Here is a 22,383-nt window from a genome sequence, read left to right on the forward strand (position 1 = left end):
GCGGGCGTTTCCCTGTTTGCCTGGCACGACACCTTTCAGGAGTTTCAAGCGATGGATGCAATCATTCTCGACCTCGGCGGCGACATCAAAGGCGACAGCCTGCTCGAGGGTTACGCGGACAAGATCGAAGTCATGTCCTACAGCCACAACGTGGCGATGCAGGTGACCAACGACGTCAGCAACTCGGAGCGCACCTCCGGCAAACCCCACGTCGGCGAGTTCACCCTGACCAAATTCGTCGACACCTCCACACCGTCGCTCAACGAATACTGCTGCGCCGGCAAACCGATTCCGGAAGCCAAGATCACCATCGGCCGCAACGCCGCCGAAGGCAGCGGGCAACTGCTGCCCTTCATCATCTACACCCTGACCAACGTGGTGATTTCCAACGTCAGCGTCAGTGGCGGTACCGGCGGCAAACCGGTGGAAACCCTGTCCCTGAACTTCACCAAGATCAAATGGGAACTCACCGCGCAGAAAGACGACGGCACCAAGGAAGGCACGGCTGCCTCGACCTGGGACATGGCCGCCAACAAGCTCGTCAGCTAACCCGGCGGCGCGGCCATGGCAGGCACCGGCTTACTTCCACCGCTGTTCGAACGCCTCGCCTCGAGCGAGAGCGACGGGGCGCGGGAGTTCGATCGGCAGGATTTGCTTGACTCGGTGCACACCGAGCTCGGGCGCCTGTTCAACACCCGCCGTGGCCCGCGCACCCTGACCTCCCCGCCCAGCGTCATCGACTACGGCATCGCCGACTGGAGCGCCCTTCAACAACAGCGCAGCGATGACCGTCGTCGGCTGGCGCGGGACATTCGCGAAGCCATCACCCATTTCGAACCGCGCCTGTTGCTGGGCGAGGTTCAGGTCAATCCCCTCCCCGAACAGCCGCAACGATTAAGCATCCGCCTGCTCGGCGAGTTGCGCAGCGGCCAGCAACACTGGCCGGTGGCGTTTGTCATCGAGCCCGGCAACGAAGGGCTGGAGGTGCGCCATGAGCGACTCGATTGACCCGCAACTGCTCGACTACTACCAGCGCGAACTGACCTGGCTGCGACATGCCGGCGGACAGTTTGCCGAGCGCTATCCGAAAGTCGCGCGGCGGCTGGAACTGTCTCCCGGCGAATGCCCCGACCCGCACGTCGAACGCTTGCTCGAAGGATTCGCCCTGCTCGCCGCACGCCTGCAACGACGGCTGGATGACGACTACGCCGAATTCAGCGACGCGCTGCTCGAACAGCTTTATCCCCTGGCCATGCGCCCGCTGCCGTCGTGCGCGATCGTGCAGTTCGAGCCGGATCCGAGCAAAGGCAACCTCGACGGTGGCTATCCCCTGCCCCGGGACACGCCGTTGTTCGTCACCACCAGCAAGGGCGAAAGCATCCACTTTCGCACCAGCGCCGCCGTGCGTTTGTGGCCGGTCGAAATCAGCGAAGCCCTGTTGCTGGGCAGCGATGAAGCGCAGGCGCTGACCGGTGTGGCGCAGTCCCGCTCGGCGTTGCGCCTGAGTCTGCGTTGCCTCGGCGACAGTCAGTGGTCGGAACTTGGCATCGAACAACTGCGCATTCACCTGGCCGCGTCACCGGTGGTCAACGCCAGCCTCTATGACCTGCTCGGCGCCCACGCGGTGCAGGTGCTGGCCGGCTCGCCGGGGAACATTCCCGCCGGCGTCAAAGGCCTGCCGAAGATCGTCGGTTTCGCCGACGACGAAGTGCTGCTGCCGGACGAAGACGGCGTGCATCCGGGCATGCGTCTGCTGGCCGAGTACTTCGCGTTCCCGGACAAATTCCACTTCTTTGATCTGCCACTGTCCGGCGTGTCCAGCGACAGCCAGACGTTGTATCTGTACATCGTTTTTGATCGTGCGCCGGCCGGTCGCCTGCATTTGCAGGCCAGCGATATCGCCCTCGGCTGCGCGCCGGTGATCAACCTGTTCCCGCGCACCTCGGAGCCACTGCGCCCGGACGGCACCCGCAGCGAGTATCGACTGATTGCCGACAGCCACCGGGAAAACAGCGTCGAAATCCACAGTATCCGCAGCGTGCGCGCCAGTTCCGCCAGCGGTGTGCAGCGGCTGCCGGCGTATTTCGGCAGCCAGCACAGCAGCGGTGACCGGCAACGTTACTGGCATGCGCGACGGGTCAACGGACAGACGCCTAACCGGCTCGGCAGCGATCTGCTGGTCAGCGTCGTCGACACCCGTTTCGAACCGCAGACCGACCTGCCCGATTACAGCCTCACCGCCGAACTGCTCTGCACCAATCGGCATCTGGCCCAGAGCCTGCCCGCCGGTACGCCGCTGGGTTTCGAACGGCCGGGCCCGGTGGCGTGGGCACGTCTGCGCAATCCACCGAGCCCGCAAAGCCTGCCGCGTCTAAACGGCGATTCGCGCTGGCGACTGGTGTCGCAACTGACCCTCAATCATCTGTCGCTGGTCGAAGGGCCGCAGGCGCTGGATGCGCTGAAGGAAATCCTGACCCTGCACAATCTGCGCGATGAGGCCAGCGCCCTGCGTCAGATCGAAGGTTTGCTGAGCCTGGGTTGCGAGCGGGTGATCGGCCATGTCGGCGCCGATGCCTGGCGCGGCTGGCGCAACGGACTTGAAGTGCAGTTACAGCTCGATCCGCAGCATTTCGTCGGCAGCAGCGCGGTACTGTTTTCAGCGGTGCTCGCGCAATTCTTTTCGGTGTACGCCACGGCCAATCGCTTTGTGCGCACGGTGCTCATACAGGCAGACAAGGAGGTCAAGGCATGGCAACCCCAAGCCGGCATGCCCCTGTCGCTCTGACCCTGAGCCAGCGCCTGCGCCGCGATCCGCAGGCGTTCGAATGGTTGCAGGCATTGCTGTTGCTGGAGCGCGAACAGCCCCAGGCCGACACCCTCGGTTCGGGTACATCGCCACAGGCCGAAGCGCTGAAATTGCGCGGGCCGCTGACGCCGTTGTTCGCCGCCAGCCAGATCGAAAGCCTGGAGGAAAACCCCGGTGAACCGCTGACCCTGAACTCACCGATGTTCGGCCTCGGCGGCCCCGACGGCCCGCTGCCTTACGCCTATCAGGAATGGCTGCAACAACGGGCACGGGCCAAGGATCACGCGCCCGCCGAATTCCTCGACCTGTTCCAGCATCGGTTGCTCAGCCTGCTGTACAAGGTGATGCGCAAACACCGGATCGCCCTCGGTTTCACCACGCCCGGCGCCTCGCCGGTGCAGGCGCAACTGCGGGCGCTGACCGGGTTGCTGCCAAAATCCTTGCAGGAACGCCAGGCGATTCCCGACTGCGCCGTTCTGGCCTGCACGGCGTTGTACGCCGATGGCCGCCGGTCGTTGGCGGGGTTCGCGGCGATTGTCCGCGAGCAGTTTTCCGTGGCGGTGGAACTGAGCGCCTATGAAGGGGCGTGGCGTGAGATTCCACGTGCCAGCCGCAGCTTCATGAAGGCTGGCGGACGCAATCTGCAACTCGGCCGCAGCGCTGTCGCCGGGACTCGGGTCTGGGATGAACATGCCGGCATTCGTCTGACGCTGGGGCCGCTGCCATCGACGCAGGCCTCGCGCTTCTTGCCGGACGGCGAAGCGCATCCGGCACTGGCCAGCCTGGCAGCGTTGTATTTCGGCCCTGATCTGGACGTGAAACTGGTGCTGCTGGTGCGCGGCGCCGGGCCTCTGCAACTCGGCCGACAATCCCCGGCCCTGCTGAGCTGGAACGGTGGCCTGCAGCGGCAGCCCAGCCTGGCCGTGCAACGGATCGAAACCCGCCTGCGTCAGCTGGAGATCACCTGAAATGGAACTGGCCAGCCTGATCGGACGCCTCAACCCGGACAACCGCCGCGCCCTCGAACGCGCCGCGCAACGGTGCTTGCAGCGCGGGCATCACTTTGTCGAGATCGAGCATTTGTTGCTGGAGTTGCTGGATATCGAGGGCGGCGATTTTGCGTTTCTGCTGCCGCGTTTTGGATTGGAACGGGATGCGCTGACGGCGGAGATCAACAAGGCGCTGGACCTGTTCAAGGCTGGCAGCACGCGCACACCGGCGTTGTCTTCCCACACCCTGGGATTGCTGGAAGACGCCGTGGTGCAGGCCAGTGTGTTGGGCATCGACAGCATTCGCTCCGGGCTGCTTTTATTGGCGTTGATCGACCGTGACGAGCGCCGCAGCCTGCTGCTCAACAGCGCGTCGTCTTTGTTGCGAATTCCGAAAGAAGCGCTGCGCGCAAACCTGCTGGAGTGGACGGAAAACTCTCGCGAGCATGTCGGCCCGCGCTCCGTATCTTCAGGAAGTCCAACGCCACGGCAAGACTCGGTGCTCGATCAATACACCCAGGACCTGACCGCCGATGCTCACGCCGGGAGCATCGACCCGATCGTCGGTCGCGATGGCGAGATTCGTCAGTGCATCGACATTCTTTTAAGACGTCGGCAGAACAATCCGATTCTGGTCGGCGCACCGGGCGTCGGCAAAACCGCCGTAGTCGAAGGCCTGGCGCTGCGCATCGCCGCCGGGGACGTGCCGCCGTCGTTGCAGGAAGTCAGTTTGCGGGTGCTCGATCTCGGTCTGTTGCAGGCCGGGGCCGGGGTCAAAGGCGAGTTCGAACAGCGGCTCAAAGGGGTGATCGACGCGGTTCGCAGCGCCGACAAGCCGATCATCCTGTTTATCGACGAGGCCCACACGCTGATCGGCGCTGGCGGTGCCGAAGGTGGCAGCGACGCGGCCAACTTGCTCAAACCCGCGCTGGCCCGAGGCGAGTTGCGCACCCTCGCCGCAACAACCTGGATGGAATACAAAAAATATTTCGAGAAAGACCCTGCCCTCGCCCGCCGTTTTCAACTGGTGCAGGTGGAAGAACCGGATGAAATCACCGCCGTGGAAATGCTCCGGGGCGTGGCCGCCAAACTCGAACAGCATCACGGCGTGCAAGTGCTGGATGCAGCAATTCACGAAGCGGTAAAACTCTCGCACCGCTATATCTCTGGCCGCCAGTTGCCGGACAAAGCCATCAGCGTCCTCGACACTGCCTGCGCCCGGGTCGCCCTAGGCCAGCACGACGTACCGCCACCGCTGGAGAGCCTGCGCCATCGTCAGCAAAGCCTCAAGGAAGAAGTCGAACGCCTGCGTCGGGAACAGGCCACGGGACTTGATCACCGCGAGCGCATCACCCTGCTGGAAAGCGAATCGAAGACCAACGTCCAGGCCATCCGCGAACTGGAAACCCGTTGGGGTGAAGAGCGCGTCGCCGTGCGCGAACTGCTCGACACCCGCCGCGAATTACTGGCGTTGAGCGAAAGCGCCGACAGCGACAAGCCGGACGAAGCCATCGACAGCCGCATCGATCACCTCGCCGCCGAACTGCTGCGCCTGGAAGCCGGCCTCGATGCGATTCGCCAGGACGATCCGCTGGTGCCCGAACAGGTCGACGGCAAAACCGTCGCCGCCGTGATCGCCGGCTGGACCGGCATTCCCGTCGGCAAAATGCTCGCCGATGAAGCCCACGCCGTGCGCACCCTCGGCACGCGCATGGGCCAACGTGTGATGGGCCAGAGCACCGCACTCAACACCATCGCCCAGCGTTTGCAGGCCTATCGCGCCGGGCTTACCGATCCGCAAAAGCCGGTCGGCGTGTTCCTGCTGGTCGGCCCCACGGGCGTGGGCAAAACCGAAACCGCGTATGCGCTGGCGGATGCTTTGTACGGCGGCGAACGCAATCTGATCAGCATCAACCTTTCCGAGTATCAGGAAGCCCACACCGTCAGCCAACTCAAGGGCGCACCACCCGGCTACGTCGGTTACGGCAGCGGCGGCGTGCTGACCGAAGCCGTGCGGCGCAAACCGTATTCGGTGGTGTTGCTGGATGAAATCGAGAAGGCGCATCCAGATGTGCTGGAAGCGTTTTACAACGTGTTCGACAAGGGCTTGATGGAAGACGGCACCGGGCTGGTGGTGGATTTCAAGAACACCGTGATGCTCGCCACCAGCAATGTCGGCGCTGAGCTTTTACTCGACACGCCGGTTGCACAACTTGGTTCCGAGGCGTTCAACGAAGCGCTGCACAAAGTCCTCCTGCAAGCCTTCCGCCCGGCGTTTCTGGCGCGCATGACGGTGGTCGCGTATCGGCCGCTGGATGAGCAGACGCTGGAAGGGATTGTGCTGGCGAAACTGGAGAAATTGCGTGGCCGCTACAAGGCGGCGACGGGCAAGCAGTTCGAATTTGATTCGGGAATCGTGAAAGCGGTGCTTGCCAAGTGCAGCGCGGCGGGTGCGCGGGATGTCGAGAACGTGTTGATGACGCAGGTGACAGGGAAATTGGCGGAGTGGGTGTTGGAGTAAGTGACGTACTGTCATTGAAAGCTAAAAAAAATACAGGAGTTAATGGAATGCCGTTACCCAGCGCGCCTCAACAGAGACCTGTTATCAACGTTTTGTCACCGCACAATCCCAACCATCTCTGCATCCTCAGTGTTGTGCTGGGTGTCATCGGGCAGCATGTCACCACCAAGAGCCCGGAAGAGGTACAGGCCTACACTCACCCTGGTGAAAGTACCATCTATGTGGCAGCGAACAAAAATGGCGAGTCATTGATTGCCGCCTGTGAGGTGCTTCTAACCGCCATACACCCCGGTGGTAGTAATGCACTCATGGAAGCGGCCAGAATTCTCCATGTGTTGTTCTCGGAAACGGACCGAGTGATCAATCAGAACATCCCGGAATACGAGTTGCAGGAAAGCTGGCTGAAGAGCAATCAGGTTGGTAATAAAAATGGCAATTGGGCGACAGACGAAAACTCCAAACTGGTCAGATGGAAGTTTCTCGATCGCGCGCCGATCATTCCTGACACCAAACTTTACGTTACCAACATGCCCAGCAAGACCGCGAAGGAAAAGGCAAAGGTCGCCGAAAAAATTCTTGAATTGACCTACAACCCCCGCCTCAACACCAAACAACTCAATAACCTCTTGAATTTGGTCAAGGCATTCAAAGAGCAGAAACCATTGCCACGTACGGTGGTGCTGAGCCCGATAACAAAAATAACCAACACTCCTCCAACACCGCATGCCCTGCAATATGTAGAGAATGATGGCTACCATGCGGAAATTTCTCTGATGCGAGCTTTGATTATCGGCAGTGGCTTCAAACCCGTTATCAAGGGAAATCTGGGCGGTAAAAAAGCCGCATGCGCCAAGTGCAGTGCCTGGTTCAGCAAGGTTAAAACGCTGTCGGCAAACCAGATTGATCCTTCTTTTCCAAACGAAGCTGAATTCGGTAATTTGCGGCCACAACGACAATCACCTACCAATTGGGCGGCGCCAAAGTTCTCCCCCCACGTTTTTTCCTCGACTGACTTCACTGTTTTCAAAACGGTGTATGAAGGCGCCGGCAAGGTCACGACAAGCGCAGAAGAGGAACTCATGGAATTCACTTGAGGCTGGTCAGCCCATCACAACAGAGTCGCCAACGTCTCTGTTCAGTAACGATTTAAGGGGACAACGATTTAAGGGGACAAATTTATTTATGCGAAACAGATAAATCCGTCCCCTTCAGGAGAGCAGCAAGCCTATTGGTAAATTTTCAAGATTGCAGGCCTTTAAACGGGACTAACGCCAATGCCATTGAATCCGGAATACAAATCCACCACTGTCAACGTAAACGGTAGCAACGTCACGGTGCCTCTGTATGCAAAGGCAACTTTGACATCGACCAACATGACCGGTGGCTCGGGCCCGGATCAGTCCTTGCGACCACCGGGATTCGTGTCCGGTACTTGCCCGGAACATCATCAACGAGGGCATCTGATTGGAAACAAGCTGGGCGGCAGCGGAACCGATCTTCGGAATCTGGTAACACTGACCGAAGGTAGCAACCATCCAATCATGTATGAGTACGAAGCCATGGTTTACGAGTACGTGAAGAAGAATCCCGGGATCGAGTTTGTGTATCAAGTCACCGCACAGTACGACACCTCGCGCTACTTGGTTGCGCAAGTTGCACCCGGTGGTTCGACATCCGGGGCTGCCAACAATCCTTACTGCCCGCTTCCCTGCCCTGAATCTTTACGAATCGACTTTTTCTACGCAGAAGCACCTGGAAAGTTGAATTACCCATTGATATATCGGGTTTTGACGGAGCATGGTGAAGGCTGGAGCACTGGACCGCTCTATATTCTCAACGGCGTGTACAAGTTTCACGAAGGTAGCCCGAAACATGTCGCCCAAGGCTGCTGGGCATCGTGAGGTGACTATGAGCTTCGATATTTTCCCGACACTCGAACACGAGATAAGGCTGAGCCCTCCTGAGCGCGCGGTCACACTGATCGCTGCCTGCAATACCAATGAAATCGGCCGATTCAATGTTCGTGAAACCGTCTATCAAACACTCATTGGCTCCAGACCCGAACAACGGAAAACTCAGTCCTGGATATTTACTTCCAGTGTGATCCGCGCACAGACGGACAGCCGCGATCGGGTCATGGTGTTTGTCAGCGTCAAGAAAAAATATTTGAAAAAAGTATCTGACTCACTCAATGGGTGGAGCTGCCCCCACGGGACGCCAATGCAGGTCATCAAAGTTCAACATGGCATCGCATCCTCACAACTTGTTTTTGCGAATTCCTGATCGGAGGCAATGCGGATGCCCCGCTCCACCGACAGCAACACTACGCTCTCCCTCACCGCCACCTCGCTGTCGGCGCTTTACCCTGAGTCGCTGTCCGGTGAAGAAGCCCTCAATGTACTGGGTTCACAGATCCTGAACGGCCTCAACGACGGCACCACCCTCACCCTGACCTCCGCCATCGCCACCCACGTCACCACCACCCTGCACAACGACGCCCAGCTCCGTCCCTTCGACGCGCTGGTCGCCGAAATCCGCCAGCTCCCCGCTGACGCCAGCGCCGAGCGCTATCAACTGGTTCTGAGGTCATGGCTCTGGTGGCTGACCCTGGCCAGCAACAACCGCGTGTTCCAGAACCTCGCCACCTCCGACATCGTCACGACGATTTTCAAGGCCCACGGTTTCACCGATTTCAAACTCTCGCTGACCGGCAGCTACACCCCGCGCGAATACTGCGTGCAGTACGGCGAAACCGATTTCGCCTTCGTCTCGCGCTTGCTGGAAGAAGAAGGCATCTTCTGGTTTTTCACCCACGACGAGGGCAAGCACACGCTGGTGCTGGGCGACAGCAACGACGCCTTCGTGCAGATACCCAACGGGCCGAAGGTCAAGTATCTGGGCCAGCAAATGGGTGATCGCGAGTTACATGGCATCCGCTCGGGCCAGGTCTGTCTGCAAGCGGTGGCCGGGGTGTACAAGGCGACGGATTACGAATTCACCACGCCGACCACTTCACTCTATGGCCAGGCCGAGGCCGTGGCCGGGCCGCGTTCGATCTACGAGCATCCCGGCGGTTACAACGCCAAGGCTCGGGGCGATGAGTTGACCAAGCAGCGGGTCGACGGTTTGCGCAGTGAAGAGAAACGCTTCGTCGGCGAGAGCGACTGCCGCTGGCTGATTCCGGGCCACTGGTTCACCCTCGACGGCCACGAAGATGCAAGCCTGAACATCGACTGGGTCGTCACGCGGGTGACTCACGACGCCAGCCACGAAAGCTATCGCAACCGCTTCGAAGCGATCCCCAAAGCCACGCCGTTTCGTCCGCAACGCCTCACACCCAAGCCCCGAATGCACCCACAAACCGCCATCGTCGTCGGTAAGTCCGGCGAAGAAATCTGGACCGACGAATACGGCCGGATCAAGTTGCAGTTCCCGTGGGATCGCGACGGCAAGAATGACGAAACCAGTTCCTGCTGGGTGCGCGTGGTGTTGCCATGGAGTGGCAAGGGTTTTGGCATGCAGTTCGTGCCGCGTATCGGACAGGAAGTCATCGTGACGTTTATCGACGGCGATCCGGACCGGCCGCTGGTCACCGGTTGCGTGTACAACGGCGACAACGCCCTTCCCTACGCCTTGCCGGCGAACCAGACCCAGTCGGGGATCAAGACTCAATCGTCCAAGGGCGGCGGCGGGTTCAACGAGCTGCGTTTCGAGGACAAGAAGGACGCCGAGGAAGTGTTCCTGCAGGCGCAGAAAGACCTGAAGATCAACGTGCTCAACGACACCACCGCCACCGTCGGCCACGACGAAACCCTCACGGTGCAAAACGCCCGCACCCGCACGGTCAAGGAAGGCGATGAAACCGTCACGCTGGAGAAAGGCAAACGCAGCGTGACGATCCAGACCGGCAGCGACAGCCTCGATGTGAAGGACAGCCGCACCGTGAAGGTTGGAGCCGACCAGAACCACAGCACCGGCGGCAACTACACCGACAAGGTCACAGGCGATTACAGCCTGACGGTTGACGGCAACCTGACGATCAAGGTCAGCGGCACCCTCACCCTGCAAAGCGGCGGCAGTTTCACGATCAAGAGCGGCGCGGATCTGGCCACGTCCGCCAGCACCTCGATCACCCAGAAGGCCGGCACCGCCATGACCAATCAGGCCGGGACTTCGCTGGACAACAAGGCCGGAACCACGCTGACCAACGACGCCGGCATCAGCCTGACCAACAAGGGCGCGGCCTCACAGACCGTGGACGGCGGCGGCATGCTGACCATCAAGGGCGGGCTGGTGCAGGTCAACTGACAAGGAGAAGCCATGGCGATCACACCGCTGGATCTGCAGCAGGATGACAAGCAACTCAAGGGGCGATTGCAGGACGGCCAGCTCGACGGCCCATTGAACATCAAGGATGACGGCCGCCCGCAGGCGGATCTGAATTACAGCCAGGGCGAATTGCAGGGCACGTCCCTGCTCTACCATCCCAACGGCAAGGTTTCGGCGCAGATGCCGTTCGTGCGTGACAAGCTGCAAGGCATCGCCAGTTTCTACGCGCCCGAGGGCTGGTTGCAGCGCAAGGCCACCTACCGGCGCGGACTGCTGCATGGCGAGGCGTTCAACTACTTTCCCGACGGGCAAGTGGCTGAGGCGGAGTTCTATCGCGATGGCGTGCGAGAGGGGCGCTACCAGCGCTTTCATCCCAACGGCAAACCGGCGGTGGATGCGCGTTATCTGAATGGGCAGCTGATGGAACCGGAGCAAGGATTTGCCGAGGACGGGCGGCCGCTGGATGCCGATGGCAAGCCGATTTCCCGGGTGCGCTGGTGGTTTCGCAAGTGGACGGATCCGCAACAGGCCTGAAAAGCCCCCTCACCCTAGCCCTCTCCCGGAGGGAGAGGGAACCGACCGAGCCGTCTTGCTTCATACATCGACCTGCAAGACCGAGTCGATTATGGATTCACAGCAAGACTTTCACGTCGGCGTAGTTCATCAATATCCCCCAATCGGCTCCCTCTCCCTCCGGGAGAGGGCTGGGGTGAGGGGCGACGGTACTCGAATAAACGCAAAAACTCAGGGAATCAACATCTGCATCTGCCCCGGCATCACGATCTTGATCACCCCCGCCCAGTTGCACATCAACGTGCTGTTGGCATCGATCGCCGGCATCCCGCCCAGCAGCAACGTCGGCGCGCCTCCGGGAATCCACGGCGTGGCGGTCGCCGGAATGCACGGCATCGGCGTCAACACGCCCAGCGCCGCAGCCGTGGCAGCGGCGACCATCGGGTTGGCCATGCTCATGCACATGCCGAACGTGGTGACGTTGACCAGCGGAATGTGATCCATGATGTTCGCCGCCGGCATCCCGCCGGTCAGCGTGCGGTTGACCGGCAGCACGTTGAGCACCGCCGGCGCGGCGCCGAAACTGCATTGCAGGGTGGCGCTGGCACAGACTTGCGGGCAGCCCATTTCAAAGCTCCTTCGTGAACAAGGCATACGCGCTAAACCTTAGTCGCCAGCGGCCTGCCGCGCACATTCCCAAAGGTGATTATCGTCCAACACGCTAACCTATAAGACCGAACCGCGCTTGTGACGACCCGAGCGCGCCATTAGATTAGCCAATGATGTCTGGCCTCCAAAATAAGCAGAAGGGATAAGCATGGCGCTTACTGACCAGTCCACCCGTATCCGCTCTGGCGAAGAACTCGATGCCAGCCTGATCGATCCGTACCTCAAGGCGCACATTCCGGGCCTGACCGGCACGCCACAGATCAGCCAGTTTCCCGGCGGCGCGTCGAACCTGACCTACCTGCTGGAATACCCGGACCAGGAATTCGTCCTGCGCCGTCCGCCGTTCGGCCACAAGGCCAAGTCCGCCCACGACATGGGCCGCGAGTTCCGTATCCTCAACCAGTTGCGCGACGGCTTCCCGTATTGCCCGAAAGCCTACGTGCATTGCACCGACGACTCAGTGATCGGCGCCGAGTTCTATGTGATGGAACGGGTCAAAGGGATCATCCTGCGCTCGGACCTGCCACCGGAACTGGGCCTGGATTCGGCCAAAACCGAAGCCCTGTGCAAGAGCTTCATCGACCGTTTCGTCGAACTGCATCGGGTCGATTACAACGCCTGCGGCCTCGGTGATCTGGGCAAACCGGAAGGCTACGTCGCCCGGCAGATCAAGGGCTGGAGCGAACGCTACGAGAAAGCCCTGACCCCGGATGCACCGCATTGGGAAAAGGTCAAAGCCTGGCTCAACGACAAGATGCCGGCCGATCACCCGACCTCCAGCATCGTGCACAACGACTACCGCTTCGACAACGTCATCCTCGACCCGAACAACCCGATGCAGATCATCGGCGTGCTCGACTGGGAGCTGACCACCCTCGGCGATCCATTGATGGACCTGGGCAACACCCTCGCCTACTGGATCCAGGCCGACGACCCGGCCCCGGTGCAACTGATGCGCCGCCAGCCGAGCCACGCGCCGGGCATGCTGACCCGCCGCGAATTCGTCGACTATTACGCCGAGCGCTCGGGCATCCAGATCGACAATTTCGACTTCTACTACACCTACGGCCTGTTCCGTCTGGCCGGCATCGTGCAGCAGATCTACTACCGCTTCTTCCATGGCCAGACCCAGGACAAACGCTTTGCGCAGTTCATTCACATGAACAAACTGCTGGAGCAGATGAGCCTGCAGGTCATTGCCAAATCCAGCCTCTGATGACGGCGTTATAACAAGGCTCACTACAAGGGAATCCCATGTCCAAGACTCAGTTGTTCGACCTCGACGGCAAGATCGCTTTCGTCTCCGGCGCCAGCCGCGGCATCGGTGAAGCCATCGCCAAACTGCTGGCCCAGCAAGGCGCCCACGTCATCGTTTCGAGCCGCAAACTCGAAGGCTGCCAACACGTGGCCGACGCCATCATCGCCGCCGGCGGCAAGGCCACAGCGGTCGCCTGCCACATCGGCGAAATGGAACAGATCAGCCAGGTCTTCGCCGGGATCAAGGAACAGTTCGGGCGCCTGGACATCCTGGTCAACAACGCCGCGACCAACCCGCAATTCTGCAACGTGCTGGACACCGACCTCGGCGCCTTCCAGAAAACCGTCGACGTGAACATCCGCGGCTACTTCTTCATGTCGGTGGAAGCCGGCAAGCTGATGCGCGAAAACGGAGGCGGCAGCATCATCAACGTGGCGTCGATCAACGGCATCTCGCCGGGGATTTTCCAGGGCATCTACTCGGTGACCAAGGCCGCCGTGATCAACATGACCAAAGTCTTCGCCAAGGAATGCGCGCAATTCGGCATCCGCTGCAACGCCCTGCTGCCAGGCCTGACCGACACCAAATTCGCCTCGGCCCTGGTGAAGAACGACGCGATCCTGAAGCAAGCGCTGACGCAAATCCCGCTCAAACGCGTAGCCGACCCAAGCGAAATGGCCGGCGCCGTGCTGTACCTGGCGAGCGATGCGTCGAGCTACACCACCGGCGTGTCGCTGAACGTGGACGGCGGTTTCCTGTCCTGATCCGCTTCTGACGCAAAAGAAAAGGCAGCCCAAGGGCTGCCTTTTTCATGCCTCCAGAACCTTCGGCAACTGCCAGCCGAAATGCACCGACAACAACCGCAACAACAGACACGCCGCCCCCGCCAGCAACGCAGCCGCCACCGGCGGAACACCCAGCCTGCGCCCGACAATCAACACCGCCGCGCCGACAAACGCCGAACTGGCATACAGATCCGCCTGCAACACCACCGGCACCCGCGCCAGCACAATGTCACGCAGCACCCCGCCACCGACCCCGGTAATTGTGCCCATCAGCATGGACACAAACGGCGAGATCCCGTAATTCAACGCCTTCTGTGCCCCGGCCACGGCAAACAGCGCCAGCCCCGCCGCGTCCAGCACAATCAGGGTCGAACCGGACCAGCCCAGCACCCATTCATGAAAAACAAACGCCACCCCGCCCATGGCAAACGCCAGCGCCGGATAACGCCAGTCCGCCACAGCCTTGGGCGGCGTCGCACCGATCAACAGATCACGCGTCACCCCGCCGCCGAGCGCAACGATGAAGGCAATCACCATCACCCCGAGCAGATCGAGCTGACTGCGCATCGCAGCAATCGCGCCTTCGACCGCAAACACCGCCGTGCCGACCAGATCGGCCACCAGCACAATCCACTCGACCCGCGCCTTCAACGGCGCGTGCGTTATTGAGTGACGCAACGAGTCTTGGTGATGTGTCGAGTCACTTGCCCGTCGGCATACGCATCACCGGCGACCTCGGTATTTTCCATGACCTGACAAGTCCGCTCAGGTGGCGGAGGCGGCGCTGCCGGCGGAGGGGGTGGAGGACTGGCACAGCCACTGAGCAGCACCAGACCGAAAGCCGACAACAACGAAGAACACACGCGTTTCCCAGGATTGTTCATAGGATGACCCGCGATGAATGGAAGAAAACTCCCGTCGCCGAGCAGGACAACGCCCGGTTATGGAAACCGAACCACTCATTCCTTATAGACCAGTGGGGGGTGAGTGCCAGTGGAATGGTGGGATTGGGGGGAATTGGCTGTCGATTTTGGGGTGGGGTTGTTGATTGGATCGTGGGGGCCGACGAATCGAGGACACCCTTGAGAACCAGCCCTCACCCCAGCCCTCTCCCGGAGGGAGAGGGAGCCGATCGTAGTGACTATTTGAATTACATCGACCTGAAACACCGAGTTGAACTCAGGTTTTGAAGAGCACACAAGTCGGCCTTATGCTCCTCACTCCTCACTCCTCACTCCTCACTCCTCACTCCTCACTCCTCACTACCCGCCCCTCACCACTCAAAACGATGAGCGTTAGCTCGAGTACCGCTTTTGATCGCAGGGCCCGTCGGCAGGCTGAGTGGAGGGATTGATCCGGGGGTGGGAGCGCAGCGACCGTGCGGCGCAGCCGCATGCATCGAGAGGAGGTGCAGCGAAGCAAACCGTAGGCGATGCCCCCGGATCGATCCCGGAGCGAAGGAACCCGAGCCACAGCGAGGGCCGAACGTCAGGGTAAAGCCTTTTGGGTTACCTTTTCGGCGTTTGGAAAAGGTGACTCGCCGTAAGGGCGAAACCGCCAGCGGCAGCACCCGAAACAACGGATATTCACCCAAAAAAACCATGAACCTGGTCGGCCCAGAGGCCGCCAAGTTCACCCGGGCGACCGCAAAGAATTACTCTCAAGCTCATACCGCAATTCATCAATCAAGGCATCCACCGCTTCCGGCGTACGCAAGGCACCAAGACTCAACCCACTGATCACCAAATCCACCCGCCCCGAAACCGGCTCATACAGTTTCACAGTAAGGGAGTGATCCCCATCCACCACACACTCACAAGCCAACGGCGAAAAACTGCGCTCAAGCCGAGCCCGCAACTGCGCCAGATAAATCATCGCGCCAGCTCCACACAACGAGACTCGACAACCAACAACACATTCATAAAGGGCTGATCCATTAGCAGGTTCCAAAGAGACACGATCACGAAAAAACGCGTCGCCCCCCAACAGACTAAAAACACCCCGCCCGATCAAACACCCGAATTTGCACCCCATGAACTAGTGCATTTGCACCTTACCGCTGCCCCCGACTGCCGCCCGAAAACAACCCACGCTCCCGAGCCCAGACAATCGCCTCACTGCGACTGTGCACGTCGAGTTTCGAATACACCGTCGCCACATGATTGCGCACGGTATTCGGCGCCAACTTCAACCGCGCAGCAATCTCCTTGTCCGCCAGCCCCTCACAAATCAACCCCAGCACATCACGTTCGCGAGCCGTCAGGTCAGTGAACGACACACTCGGCAGTTGCGGCGAATTGACTTTCTTCACATTGGCCAGTTTTTCAATCAGCGTCCGACTGAACCACGAAGCATCCTTCATCACCTCTTCAATCGCCGCCACCAGCTCAAGCTCGGTGCGCTTGCGCTCGGTGATGTCCATCAGCACCAGCAGATAGCAAACGGTGTCCTGGATGTTGACGGTGTCTGCGGATACCGCGCACTCCAGCAATTCGGCGTCTTTCCTGCGGATCCGCATATCGACGCGATCAACCCGGCCGGTCTTCTCCAGCGCCGCCAGCAAGCGGGCGCGCTCCGCCGGCTCATCGATGAAATCCAGTTGCGCGACGGTCTTGCCGAGAACGTCGTCGCTCTCGTAAGCCAGGGCATCGAGAAAGGCCTGATTGACGTCGATCAGCCGTTGCTCGTCGGCGCTGCAGATCAGGATCGGCACCGGGGTCAGGCGAAAGGCCTTGGCGAAGCGTTCTTCACTCTGACGCAAGGCGACTTCGGCCTTGTGCCGCAATTCCATGTCGACGAACGAAAACAGCATGCAGTCTTCGTCGTTGAGCACCAGCGGCTGGCCGGCGACGATCACTTGCTTGCTGCCGCCGTCCGGCAGACGCAATTCAGCCTGCATCTGCGGAATGGTCGCGACATCGCGCAGGCGCTGGATCGCCAGCTCCTTGCGCTCGGCCTGTTCGAGAATATCCAGTTCATAGGTCGAGGCGCCGATCACCTGATCGCGGGTGTAGCCGGTCATTTCCAGAAACCCCGGATTGACCTTGATGTAACGCAGGTCGCTGAGACGGCAGATCACCGCCGGCGCCGGGTTGGCATTGAAGGTTTTTTCGAAGCGCTGTTCGGCGTTGGCCCAGTCGGTGACGTCACTCATGATCAGCACCAGCGACTCGGTATCGCCGTCGCGATCGGTCAACACCATGCTGCGCACGCTGTGCACCCAAGTGCGTTCCTCGTCACTGTGTGGGGTGACCTCGACCAGCACGTCGCTGAAGGTTTCGCCGGCGGCCACTCGGCTGATCGGATACTGATCGGGCGTCAGCGTGTGGTTGTTGCGATAGCGCAGGTTGAAGCGCTCGGCATACTCCCCGGCATTGTTGCCCAACTCGCCGATGCGACTGACGCCATGCATCGCCAGCGCGGCTTCGTTGGCCCAGAGGATGGTCTGGTCGAGTTCCAGCAGAATCACCCCGTCGGACAGACCGGCGATGATCTGCTGCAACTGACGGCGATTGGTTTCGGTGGTCAGGACGTCCCGGCTCATTGGTTCTCCACAAGTTCGCGCATGTGAAGATTACGACCGCAGGCCGTTGTGATCGTGCCGGGCAACTTTGCCCCTGATTACCGAGCGCCGTGATCGACCAGTTCGCGCAGCGTATCGAGAAACAGCTTGAGCACCGGCGAGGCATCGTCGGCCCGATACGTCGCGTACAGCGGCACTTGCGGCAGCGCCGGGGTCAGGCGCCGGAACACCAGCCCGGCGGGAGCCAGTTGCTCGATCGATGCGGGTAACAGCGCCACGCCAAACCCGGCGCGCACCAGACTGAGCAAGGTCTGCACCTCGATCACTTGCTGGCGGATCTGCGGGGTGAACCCGGCCTGAATGCAGCACTGATAGAGAAAATTGGCGAAGCGCGACTGCTTCAATTCCAGCGCTACAAACGGCTCCTGCGCCAGATCAGCCGGCGCCAGCACGTCGCGCCGGGCCAACGGGTGATCCGCCGGCATCACCACATGGATCGGCTCATGGATCAACAATTCATTGCGCAATTGCGGGTCGTCATAACCGACGCGGAACACGCAGGCGTCGATGCGTTTTTCCTTCAACGCCTTGACCTGCGCCGCCGGGGTCATTTCATGCAGGCGCCAGGTGACCTGCGGGTAGCGCTCGCGAAACAGGTGCAGCGCCTTGGGCAGCACGCCGACCATCACCGAACTGATCATGCCGATTTCCAGCTCGCCCAGTTGCCCGCGCCCGGTCTGGCGGGTCAGGTCCAGCGCCCGCTCGAGTTGTTCGAACACCAGCGGCGCCTGTTCTTTGAGCATCTGCCCCGCCGCCGTCAGCTCGACCCGATGGTGGCTGCGCTCGAACAGCGGCGTACCGAGCTCTTCCTCCAGCAAGCGGATCTGCTGGCTCAGCGGCGGCTGGCAGATGTGCAGCCGCTCGGCGGCGCGGCCGAAATGCAGCTCATCGGCCAGCGCCATGAAGTACCGCAGCAAACGCAGGTCCATGGCGGCTTACCCCAGGTTCAGTGGCGTGGAACGCTGACGCACTCCGGTCAGGCTGAACAGCGCATTGGCAATTGCCGGGACCACCGACGGGCTGCCCAGCTCCCCGACGCCGCCCGGTTTGTCCGGTTGACCATCGAGCACGAGGATGTCCACGGGCGGCATGTCCGACATGCGCGTGACGCGATAGTCGTGGAAATTGCTCTGCACCACCCTGCCCTGCTGAATGTCGAGGCGATCGAACAACGCGTGGCCGAGGCCCCACATCAAACCGCCGTAGATCTGCTCTTCGACACCGCCGGGCGACACCGCCAGACCGCAATCGACCACGCAGGTCAGCTTCTCGACCCGGGCCTTGCCGTCCACTTTTTCAACCCGCGCCACCACCGCGATGAAACTGGTGTAACCCTGATTGGTGGCGATTCCCAGCGCCGTGTCCGGCGGCAGTTTCTGGCCCCAACCAGCGCGTTCGGCTGCCTGTTTCAGCACCGCCACATGCCGTGGCCGCTCCTGCATGTTGGCCAGCCGGAACGCCAGCGGATCCTCGCCGGCCGCATGGGCCAGCTCATCCATGAAGCTTTCCACGGCGAACACGTTGGGAATGAAACTGACCGAGCGATACCAGCCGCTGGGCACGTTGCTTTCGTGTTTGACCCAGTTCAGTTCCAGGTGCGGCGGACGGTAGGCGAAGTCCCACGCGGTGATCGCTTCAGTGGTGCTGTAATCCATGTGATCCGGACGCTCGAAATAGCCCGGCTCCCACTGTTCCGGAGAGGCTGGCGACACCGCATGCAGTTGCAGCGCGGTGAGTTTGCCCTGGGCATCCAGTGCGCCCTTTGCCCGATGCAGCGTGGCCGGGTGATTGAACAGCGCGTGCATTTCGTCTTCGCGGCTGTTGAGCAGTTTCACCGGCACACCGGTTTTCTGCGCCAGATACGCCACTTCGAACAGCCAGTATTTGGCTTCCCGCGCACCGAAGCTGCCGCCGGAAACCAGTTCATGAATGGTGACCTTGTCCTTGCCGATGCCGCACACGGTCTGCGCCGCTTCCAGTGCCGACGACGGCACCTGCACGCCGCCCCAGTAGGTGATTGCCTTGTCCTTGACCTGCGCGGTGATGCAGATCGGCTCCAGCGGGTTTTGCACCTTGTAAGGCATCGTATAATCGGCTTCGAGCAGCTTCGCCGCACGCGGCCATTGTCCGGCGACATCGCCTTGGGCCATGGCTTTGACGGTTTGTGTTGCCGGGTCGCTGATCGCCGCAATCTGTGCCTTGGGCAGCTCGGCGCTGTCGAAGCCGGCCAGCGGGGAATCGCTCCATTTGATCTCCAGCAGCTTGCGGCCCTGCTGCGCGGCCCAGAACGTTTCGGCCAGCACCGCAACGCCTTCGAGGTTGCCGCCGAGCACGTCCGGCCGCCCCGGAACCGCGATCACCTTGCGCACACCCGGCACCTGCAATGCAGCCGCCGAATCCACCGCAACAACCTTCGCGCCCACTACCGGCGCACGCTGAATCACCGCCACCAGCATTCCCGGCAACTGCACGTCGATGCTGTACTTGAAACGCCCGCAGACCTTGGCCGCTGCATCGCGTTTGTGGCGCAACTTGCCGATGTATTTGAACTGCGCTGGATCCTTCAGTGTGACGTTGGCCGGTGCCGGCAGTTGCGCCGCCGTGCCGGCCAGTTCGCCATAGCCGAGGCTGCGTTTGCTCGACGCATGCACGACCCGGCCTTCCTCGGTGGAGCAGCTGTCCGGGCTGACTTTCCATTGCTGCGCCGCCGCGCTGATCAGTAGCACCCGAGCCGTGGCACCCGCCATGCGCAGGCGATCGTATTCCAGCGACACACTGGTGCTGCCGCCAGTGGAGAAGACTTTCCAGACTGGATGAATGTAGGTTTCGAAGAACGGATCTTCCGGGGTGATGACCTGCACGGTCATCGGGTTCACATCCAGTTCCTCGGCCACACACGCGGCCAAAGCGGTCTGGGTGCCGGTGCCGGAATCGTGCTTGTGCACCACCAGTTTCACCGTGCCGTCGGGCAGCACCCGCACCCAGGCGTTGGGTTCAAATTCAGCGGCCGTGGTTTTCGGGTCAGCCGCCGCACCGGTTGGCAGATACAGCGCAATCGCCAGGCCGGACGCCACCATCACCGTCTGCTTGAGAAACACCCGGCGCGACAGTTCAAAACCGGCATTTTCGACGAGGCTCATCACGCCTCCTTCGGCGCATTCGCCGCACGTTTGATCGCTTTGTTGATGCGCCCGTAAGTGCCGCAGCGGCAGATATTCCCGGACATGGCGTTGCGGATCGAGTCGTCGTTGACCGGTGCGCCGGTGTTGAGCAGCGCGGCCGCCGACATGATCTGCCCGGATTGACAGTAGCCGCATTGCGGCACATCTTCGGCGACCCAGGCCAGTTGCAGCGGATGGCTTTCGTTGGGCGACAGGCCCTCGATGGTGGTGATGCTGTGGCCCGCGACGGCGGCCAGCGGCAACTGGCAGGAACGTACCGCGACGCCGTTCAGGTGCACGGTGCAGGCACCGCACAGGCCCATGCCGCAACCGAACTTGGTGCCAGTGAGTTTCAACTGATCACGCAACACCCATAACAAGGGCATGGAGGGGGACGCCTCATCCAGCTCGCGTCGTTCGCCGTTAACCGTGAATGCAATCATTGTCAGGCTCCAAAAGAGCGGCCCGTCTTTGTGCGGGCCTGGTCACCGATTATTGGAACCCCCGGCAACGCGCGGCCAGCGACGATTTCTGCCAACCGGTGTAAGCAGGACTAACAACATGTACAAGCGATACCCGTCGGTGCAGTCCATGAGCGCGTTCATCCACGCAGCACGCAGCGGCAGTTTTTCCAGCGCCGCGCGCAAGCTCGACCTGACCCACAGCGCGATCAGCCAGCAGATCCGCGCTCTTGAAGACTTCATCGGCCAGCCGCTGTTCGTGCGCGAAGGCGGCGGCAGCAACCTGACCGACGCCGGGCAGCTGTTTGCCAGCGTGCTGTCGGACGGTCTGGCGCAGATTGACCGGGCGTTGTCCTCGGTGAAAAACCGCAGCGTGGCCCAGCGTCTGACCCTGGACGTTGACAGCGAACTGGCCCAGAGCTGGCTCAATCCGCGCCTGCCGCAATTGCTCGACGGTTTGCCGGATTACGAAGTGACGATCCTGTCGATGCCGCGCAGCGATCGCAGCACGTTCGAACGGGTGGACCTGTCGCTGCGCTATGGCTACGGCGACTGGGACGATTGCGAGATGACGCAGATCTGTGGGGATCGGGTGTTGGCGGTGGCGTCTCCGGCGCTGCTGGAACGGCATGGATTGCAGGTGCCGTTGAGCCCGGCGCAGATTCTTGAATTGCCGCTGCTGGGGTATACGCGGCGGTCGTGGATTCCGTGGCTGGATGCGGCCGGGATGACACCGACCGAACCACCGGCGCGGGTGATTTTCGATAATGCGGCGAATCTGATTGCGGCGGCCGAAGCGGACGTCGGTGCGGGGCTGGTACGTGGATTGTTGGCTGCCGATGCGTTGCGCAGCGGGCGGCTGGTGGCGTTGAACGAGGCGCAGATTGCGGCGCATTACAATCTTTATGCGGTGTGGCCGCATGGGCAGGCAGAGCGGGTGGGGCCGGTGGTTGAGATCATCAAACAGTTGGCTCTGAGTACGCTTGAGAATGCTGCCCTCACCCTAGCCCTCTCCCAGAGGTAGAGGGGACCGATCCGGGGATGCTCAAGAAATCCGTCGACCTGAACCTGCTTTACCGAATCCATAATCGACTGGATCTTTCAGGTCGATGTAAGGCGCAAGACACCTCCGTAGGCCACCTCTCCCTCCGGGCGGTCCGACGTTTCGGGAGGGCTGGGGTGAGGGCAAGGCTTCTGATTCTGAGTCCATATCGAACGCATATCACCACCCCACCCAATTAATATTGTACGAACCCTCCCCCGCCTTCCAATACTCGCCTCAAGCAACCACCCACCCGGGCCGGATGC

At 61.2% G+C, this 22,383-nt stretch carries 20 protein-coding genes; 13 read left to right on the forward strand and 7 right to left on the reverse strand.

What is annotated here, in order from left to right:
• Positions 1–51: 51 nt before the first annotated feature.
• The 10 genes from QR290_RS18055 to QR290_RS18100 all read left to right on the forward strand — a co-directional run bounded on the left by QR290_RS18055 (position 52) and on the right by QR290_RS18100 (position 11,179).
• Entirely contained in the window at positions 52–549 is a 498-nt protein-coding gene (locus tag QR290_RS18055) for an Hcp family type VI secretion system effector (protein WP_007958866.1), read from the forward strand.
• Between the two features lie 15 nt (positions 550–564).
• The gene (tssE, locus tag QR290_RS18060) at positions 565–1,008 is read left to right on the forward strand and encodes a type VI secretion system baseplate subunit TssE (protein WP_289203262.1); all 444 of its coding nucleotides are present in this window, start codon (positions 565–567) and stop codon (positions 1,006–1,008) included.
• Positions 992–2,785, forward strand: a complete 1,794-nt coding sequence (tssF, locus tag QR290_RS18065; RefSeq protein ID WP_289203263.1) for a type VI secretion system baseplate subunit TssF — start codon at positions 992–994, stop codon at positions 2,783–2,785. The genes tssE and tssF overlap by 17 nt, the downstream gene beginning before the upstream one ends.
• The gene (gene tssG, locus QR290_RS18070; RefSeq protein ID WP_289203264.1) at positions 2,749–3,774 is read left to right on the forward strand and encodes a type VI secretion system baseplate subunit TssG; all 1,026 of its coding nucleotides are present in this window, start codon (positions 2,749–2,751) and stop codon (positions 3,772–3,774) included. Before tssF ends, tssG begins: the two co-directional genes overlap by 37 nt.
• 1 nt (position 3,775) lies before the next feature.
• Positions 3,776–6,316 carry a type VI secretion system ATPase TssH gene (gene tssH, locus QR290_RS18075; RefSeq protein ID WP_289203265.1) on the forward strand — a complete coding sequence of 847 codons (2,541 nt, stop codon included), beginning with the start codon at positions 3,776–3,778 and terminating at the stop codon, positions 6,314–6,316.
• A 47-nt stretch (positions 6,317–6,363) separates the two neighbouring features.
• Positions 6,364–7,410 (forward strand): hypothetical protein, encoded by a 1,047-nt coding sequence (locus tag QR290_RS18080; protein WP_115078355.1) that lies wholly within the window; start codon positions 6,364–6,366, stop codon positions 7,408–7,410.
• 180 nt (positions 7,411–7,590) lie between these two features.
• Positions 7,591–8,217 carry a DNA/RNA non-specific endonuclease gene (locus tag QR290_RS18085; RefSeq protein ID WP_115078356.1) on the forward strand — a complete coding sequence of 209 codons (627 nt, stop codon included), beginning with the start codon at positions 7,591–7,593 and terminating at the stop codon, positions 8,215–8,217.
• 7 nt (positions 8,218–8,224) lie between these two features.
• On the forward strand, positions 8,225–8,599 hold the full coding sequence (locus tag QR290_RS18090) for a hypothetical protein (RefSeq protein WP_007958880.1): 375 nt from the start codon (positions 8,225–8,227) through the stop codon (positions 8,597–8,599).
• Positions 8,600–8,614: 15 nt separating this feature from the next.
• Positions 8,615–10,624 carry a type VI secretion system tip protein VgrG gene (gene tssI, locus QR290_RS18095; RefSeq protein WP_289203266.1) on the forward strand — a complete coding sequence of 670 codons (2,010 nt, stop codon included), beginning with the start codon at positions 8,615–8,617 and terminating at the stop codon, positions 10,622–10,624.
• 12 nt (positions 10,625–10,636) lie between these two features.
• Positions 10,637–11,179, forward strand: a complete 543-nt coding sequence (locus QR290_RS18100) for a toxin-antitoxin system YwqK family antitoxin (protein ID WP_289203267.1) — start codon at positions 10,637–10,639, stop codon at positions 11,177–11,179.
• Between the two features lie 210 nt (positions 11,180–11,389).
• Here the strand turns inward: QR290_RS18100 and QR290_RS18105 are convergent, their stop codons facing one another.
• Positions 11,390–11,785 carry a DUF4280 domain-containing protein gene (locus QR290_RS18105; protein ID WP_007958887.1) on the reverse strand — a complete coding sequence of 132 codons (396 nt, stop codon included), beginning with the start codon at positions 11,783–11,785 and terminating at the stop codon, positions 11,390–11,392.
• 190 nt (positions 11,786–11,975) lie between these two features.
• Between QR290_RS18105 and QR290_RS18110 the strand changes: the two genes are divergently transcribed.
• Together QR290_RS18110 and QR290_RS18115 are read left to right on the forward strand one after the other, a co-directional pair.
• On the forward strand, positions 11,976–13,043 hold the full coding sequence (locus QR290_RS18110) for a phosphotransferase family protein (protein WP_127798534.1): 1,068 nt from the start codon (positions 11,976–11,978) through the stop codon (positions 13,041–13,043).
• A 38-nt stretch (positions 13,044–13,081) separates the two neighbouring features.
• Complete coding sequence (locus tag QR290_RS18115) at positions 13,082–13,849, forward strand: SDR family oxidoreductase (RefSeq protein ID WP_085687598.1); 768 nt, start codon at positions 13,082–13,084, stop codon at positions 13,847–13,849.
• A gap of 45 nt (positions 13,850–13,894) precedes the next feature.
• Here the strand turns inward: QR290_RS18115 and QR290_RS18120 are convergent, their stop codons facing one another.
• The 6 genes from QR290_RS18120 to QR290_RS18145 form a co-directional block, all read right to left on the reverse strand.
• Positions 13,895–14,548: a trimeric intracellular cation channel family protein gene (locus QR290_RS18120; RefSeq protein ID WP_289203268.1), complete on the reverse strand. Its 654-nt coding sequence runs from the start codon at positions 14,546–14,548 to the stop codon at positions 13,895–13,897.
• Positions 14,549–15,502: 954 nt separating this feature from the next.
• Positions 15,503–15,745: a DUF1652 domain-containing protein gene (locus tag QR290_RS18125; protein ID WP_289203269.1), complete on the reverse strand. Its 243-nt coding sequence runs from the start codon at positions 15,743–15,745 to the stop codon at positions 15,503–15,505.
• Positions 15,746–15,923: 178 nt separating this feature from the next.
• The gene (locus QR290_RS18130; RefSeq protein ID WP_289203270.1) at positions 15,924–17,414 is read right to left on the reverse strand and encodes a helix-turn-helix transcriptional regulator; all 1,491 of its coding nucleotides are present in this window, start codon (positions 17,412–17,414) and stop codon (positions 15,924–15,926) included.
• 77 nt (positions 17,415–17,491) lie between these two features.
• A complete protein-coding gene (locus QR290_RS18135) occupies positions 17,492–18,382 on the reverse strand; it encodes a LysR family transcriptional regulator (RefSeq protein ID WP_289203271.1) in 891 nt (296 codons plus the stop codon).
• A gap of 6 nt (positions 18,383–18,388) precedes the next feature.
• On the reverse strand, positions 18,389–20,593 hold the full coding sequence (locus tag QR290_RS18140) for a xanthine dehydrogenase family protein molybdopterin-binding subunit (RefSeq protein WP_289203272.1): 2,205 nt from the start codon (positions 20,591–20,593) through the stop codon (positions 18,389–18,391).
• A complete protein-coding gene (locus QR290_RS18145; protein ID WP_085711504.1) occupies positions 20,593–21,057 on the reverse strand; it encodes a (2Fe-2S)-binding protein in 465 nt (154 codons plus the stop codon). Before QR290_RS18145 ends, QR290_RS18140 begins: the two co-directional genes overlap by 1 nt.
• 118 nt (positions 21,058–21,175) lie before the next feature.
• On the opposite strand from QR290_RS18145, the gene QR290_RS18150 reads away from it, so the two are divergent.
• On the forward strand, positions 21,176–22,099 hold the full coding sequence (locus QR290_RS18150) for a LysR substrate-binding domain-containing protein (RefSeq protein WP_289203273.1): 924 nt from the start codon (positions 21,176–21,178) through the stop codon (positions 22,097–22,099).
• Positions 22,100–22,383 lie beyond the last annotated feature (284 nt).

This window comes from Pseudomonas fluorescens, from assembly GCF_030344995.1.
Lineage (GTDB): Bacteria > Pseudomonadota > Gammaproteobacteria > Pseudomonadales > Pseudomonadaceae > Aquipseudomonas > Aquipseudomonas fluorescens_BF.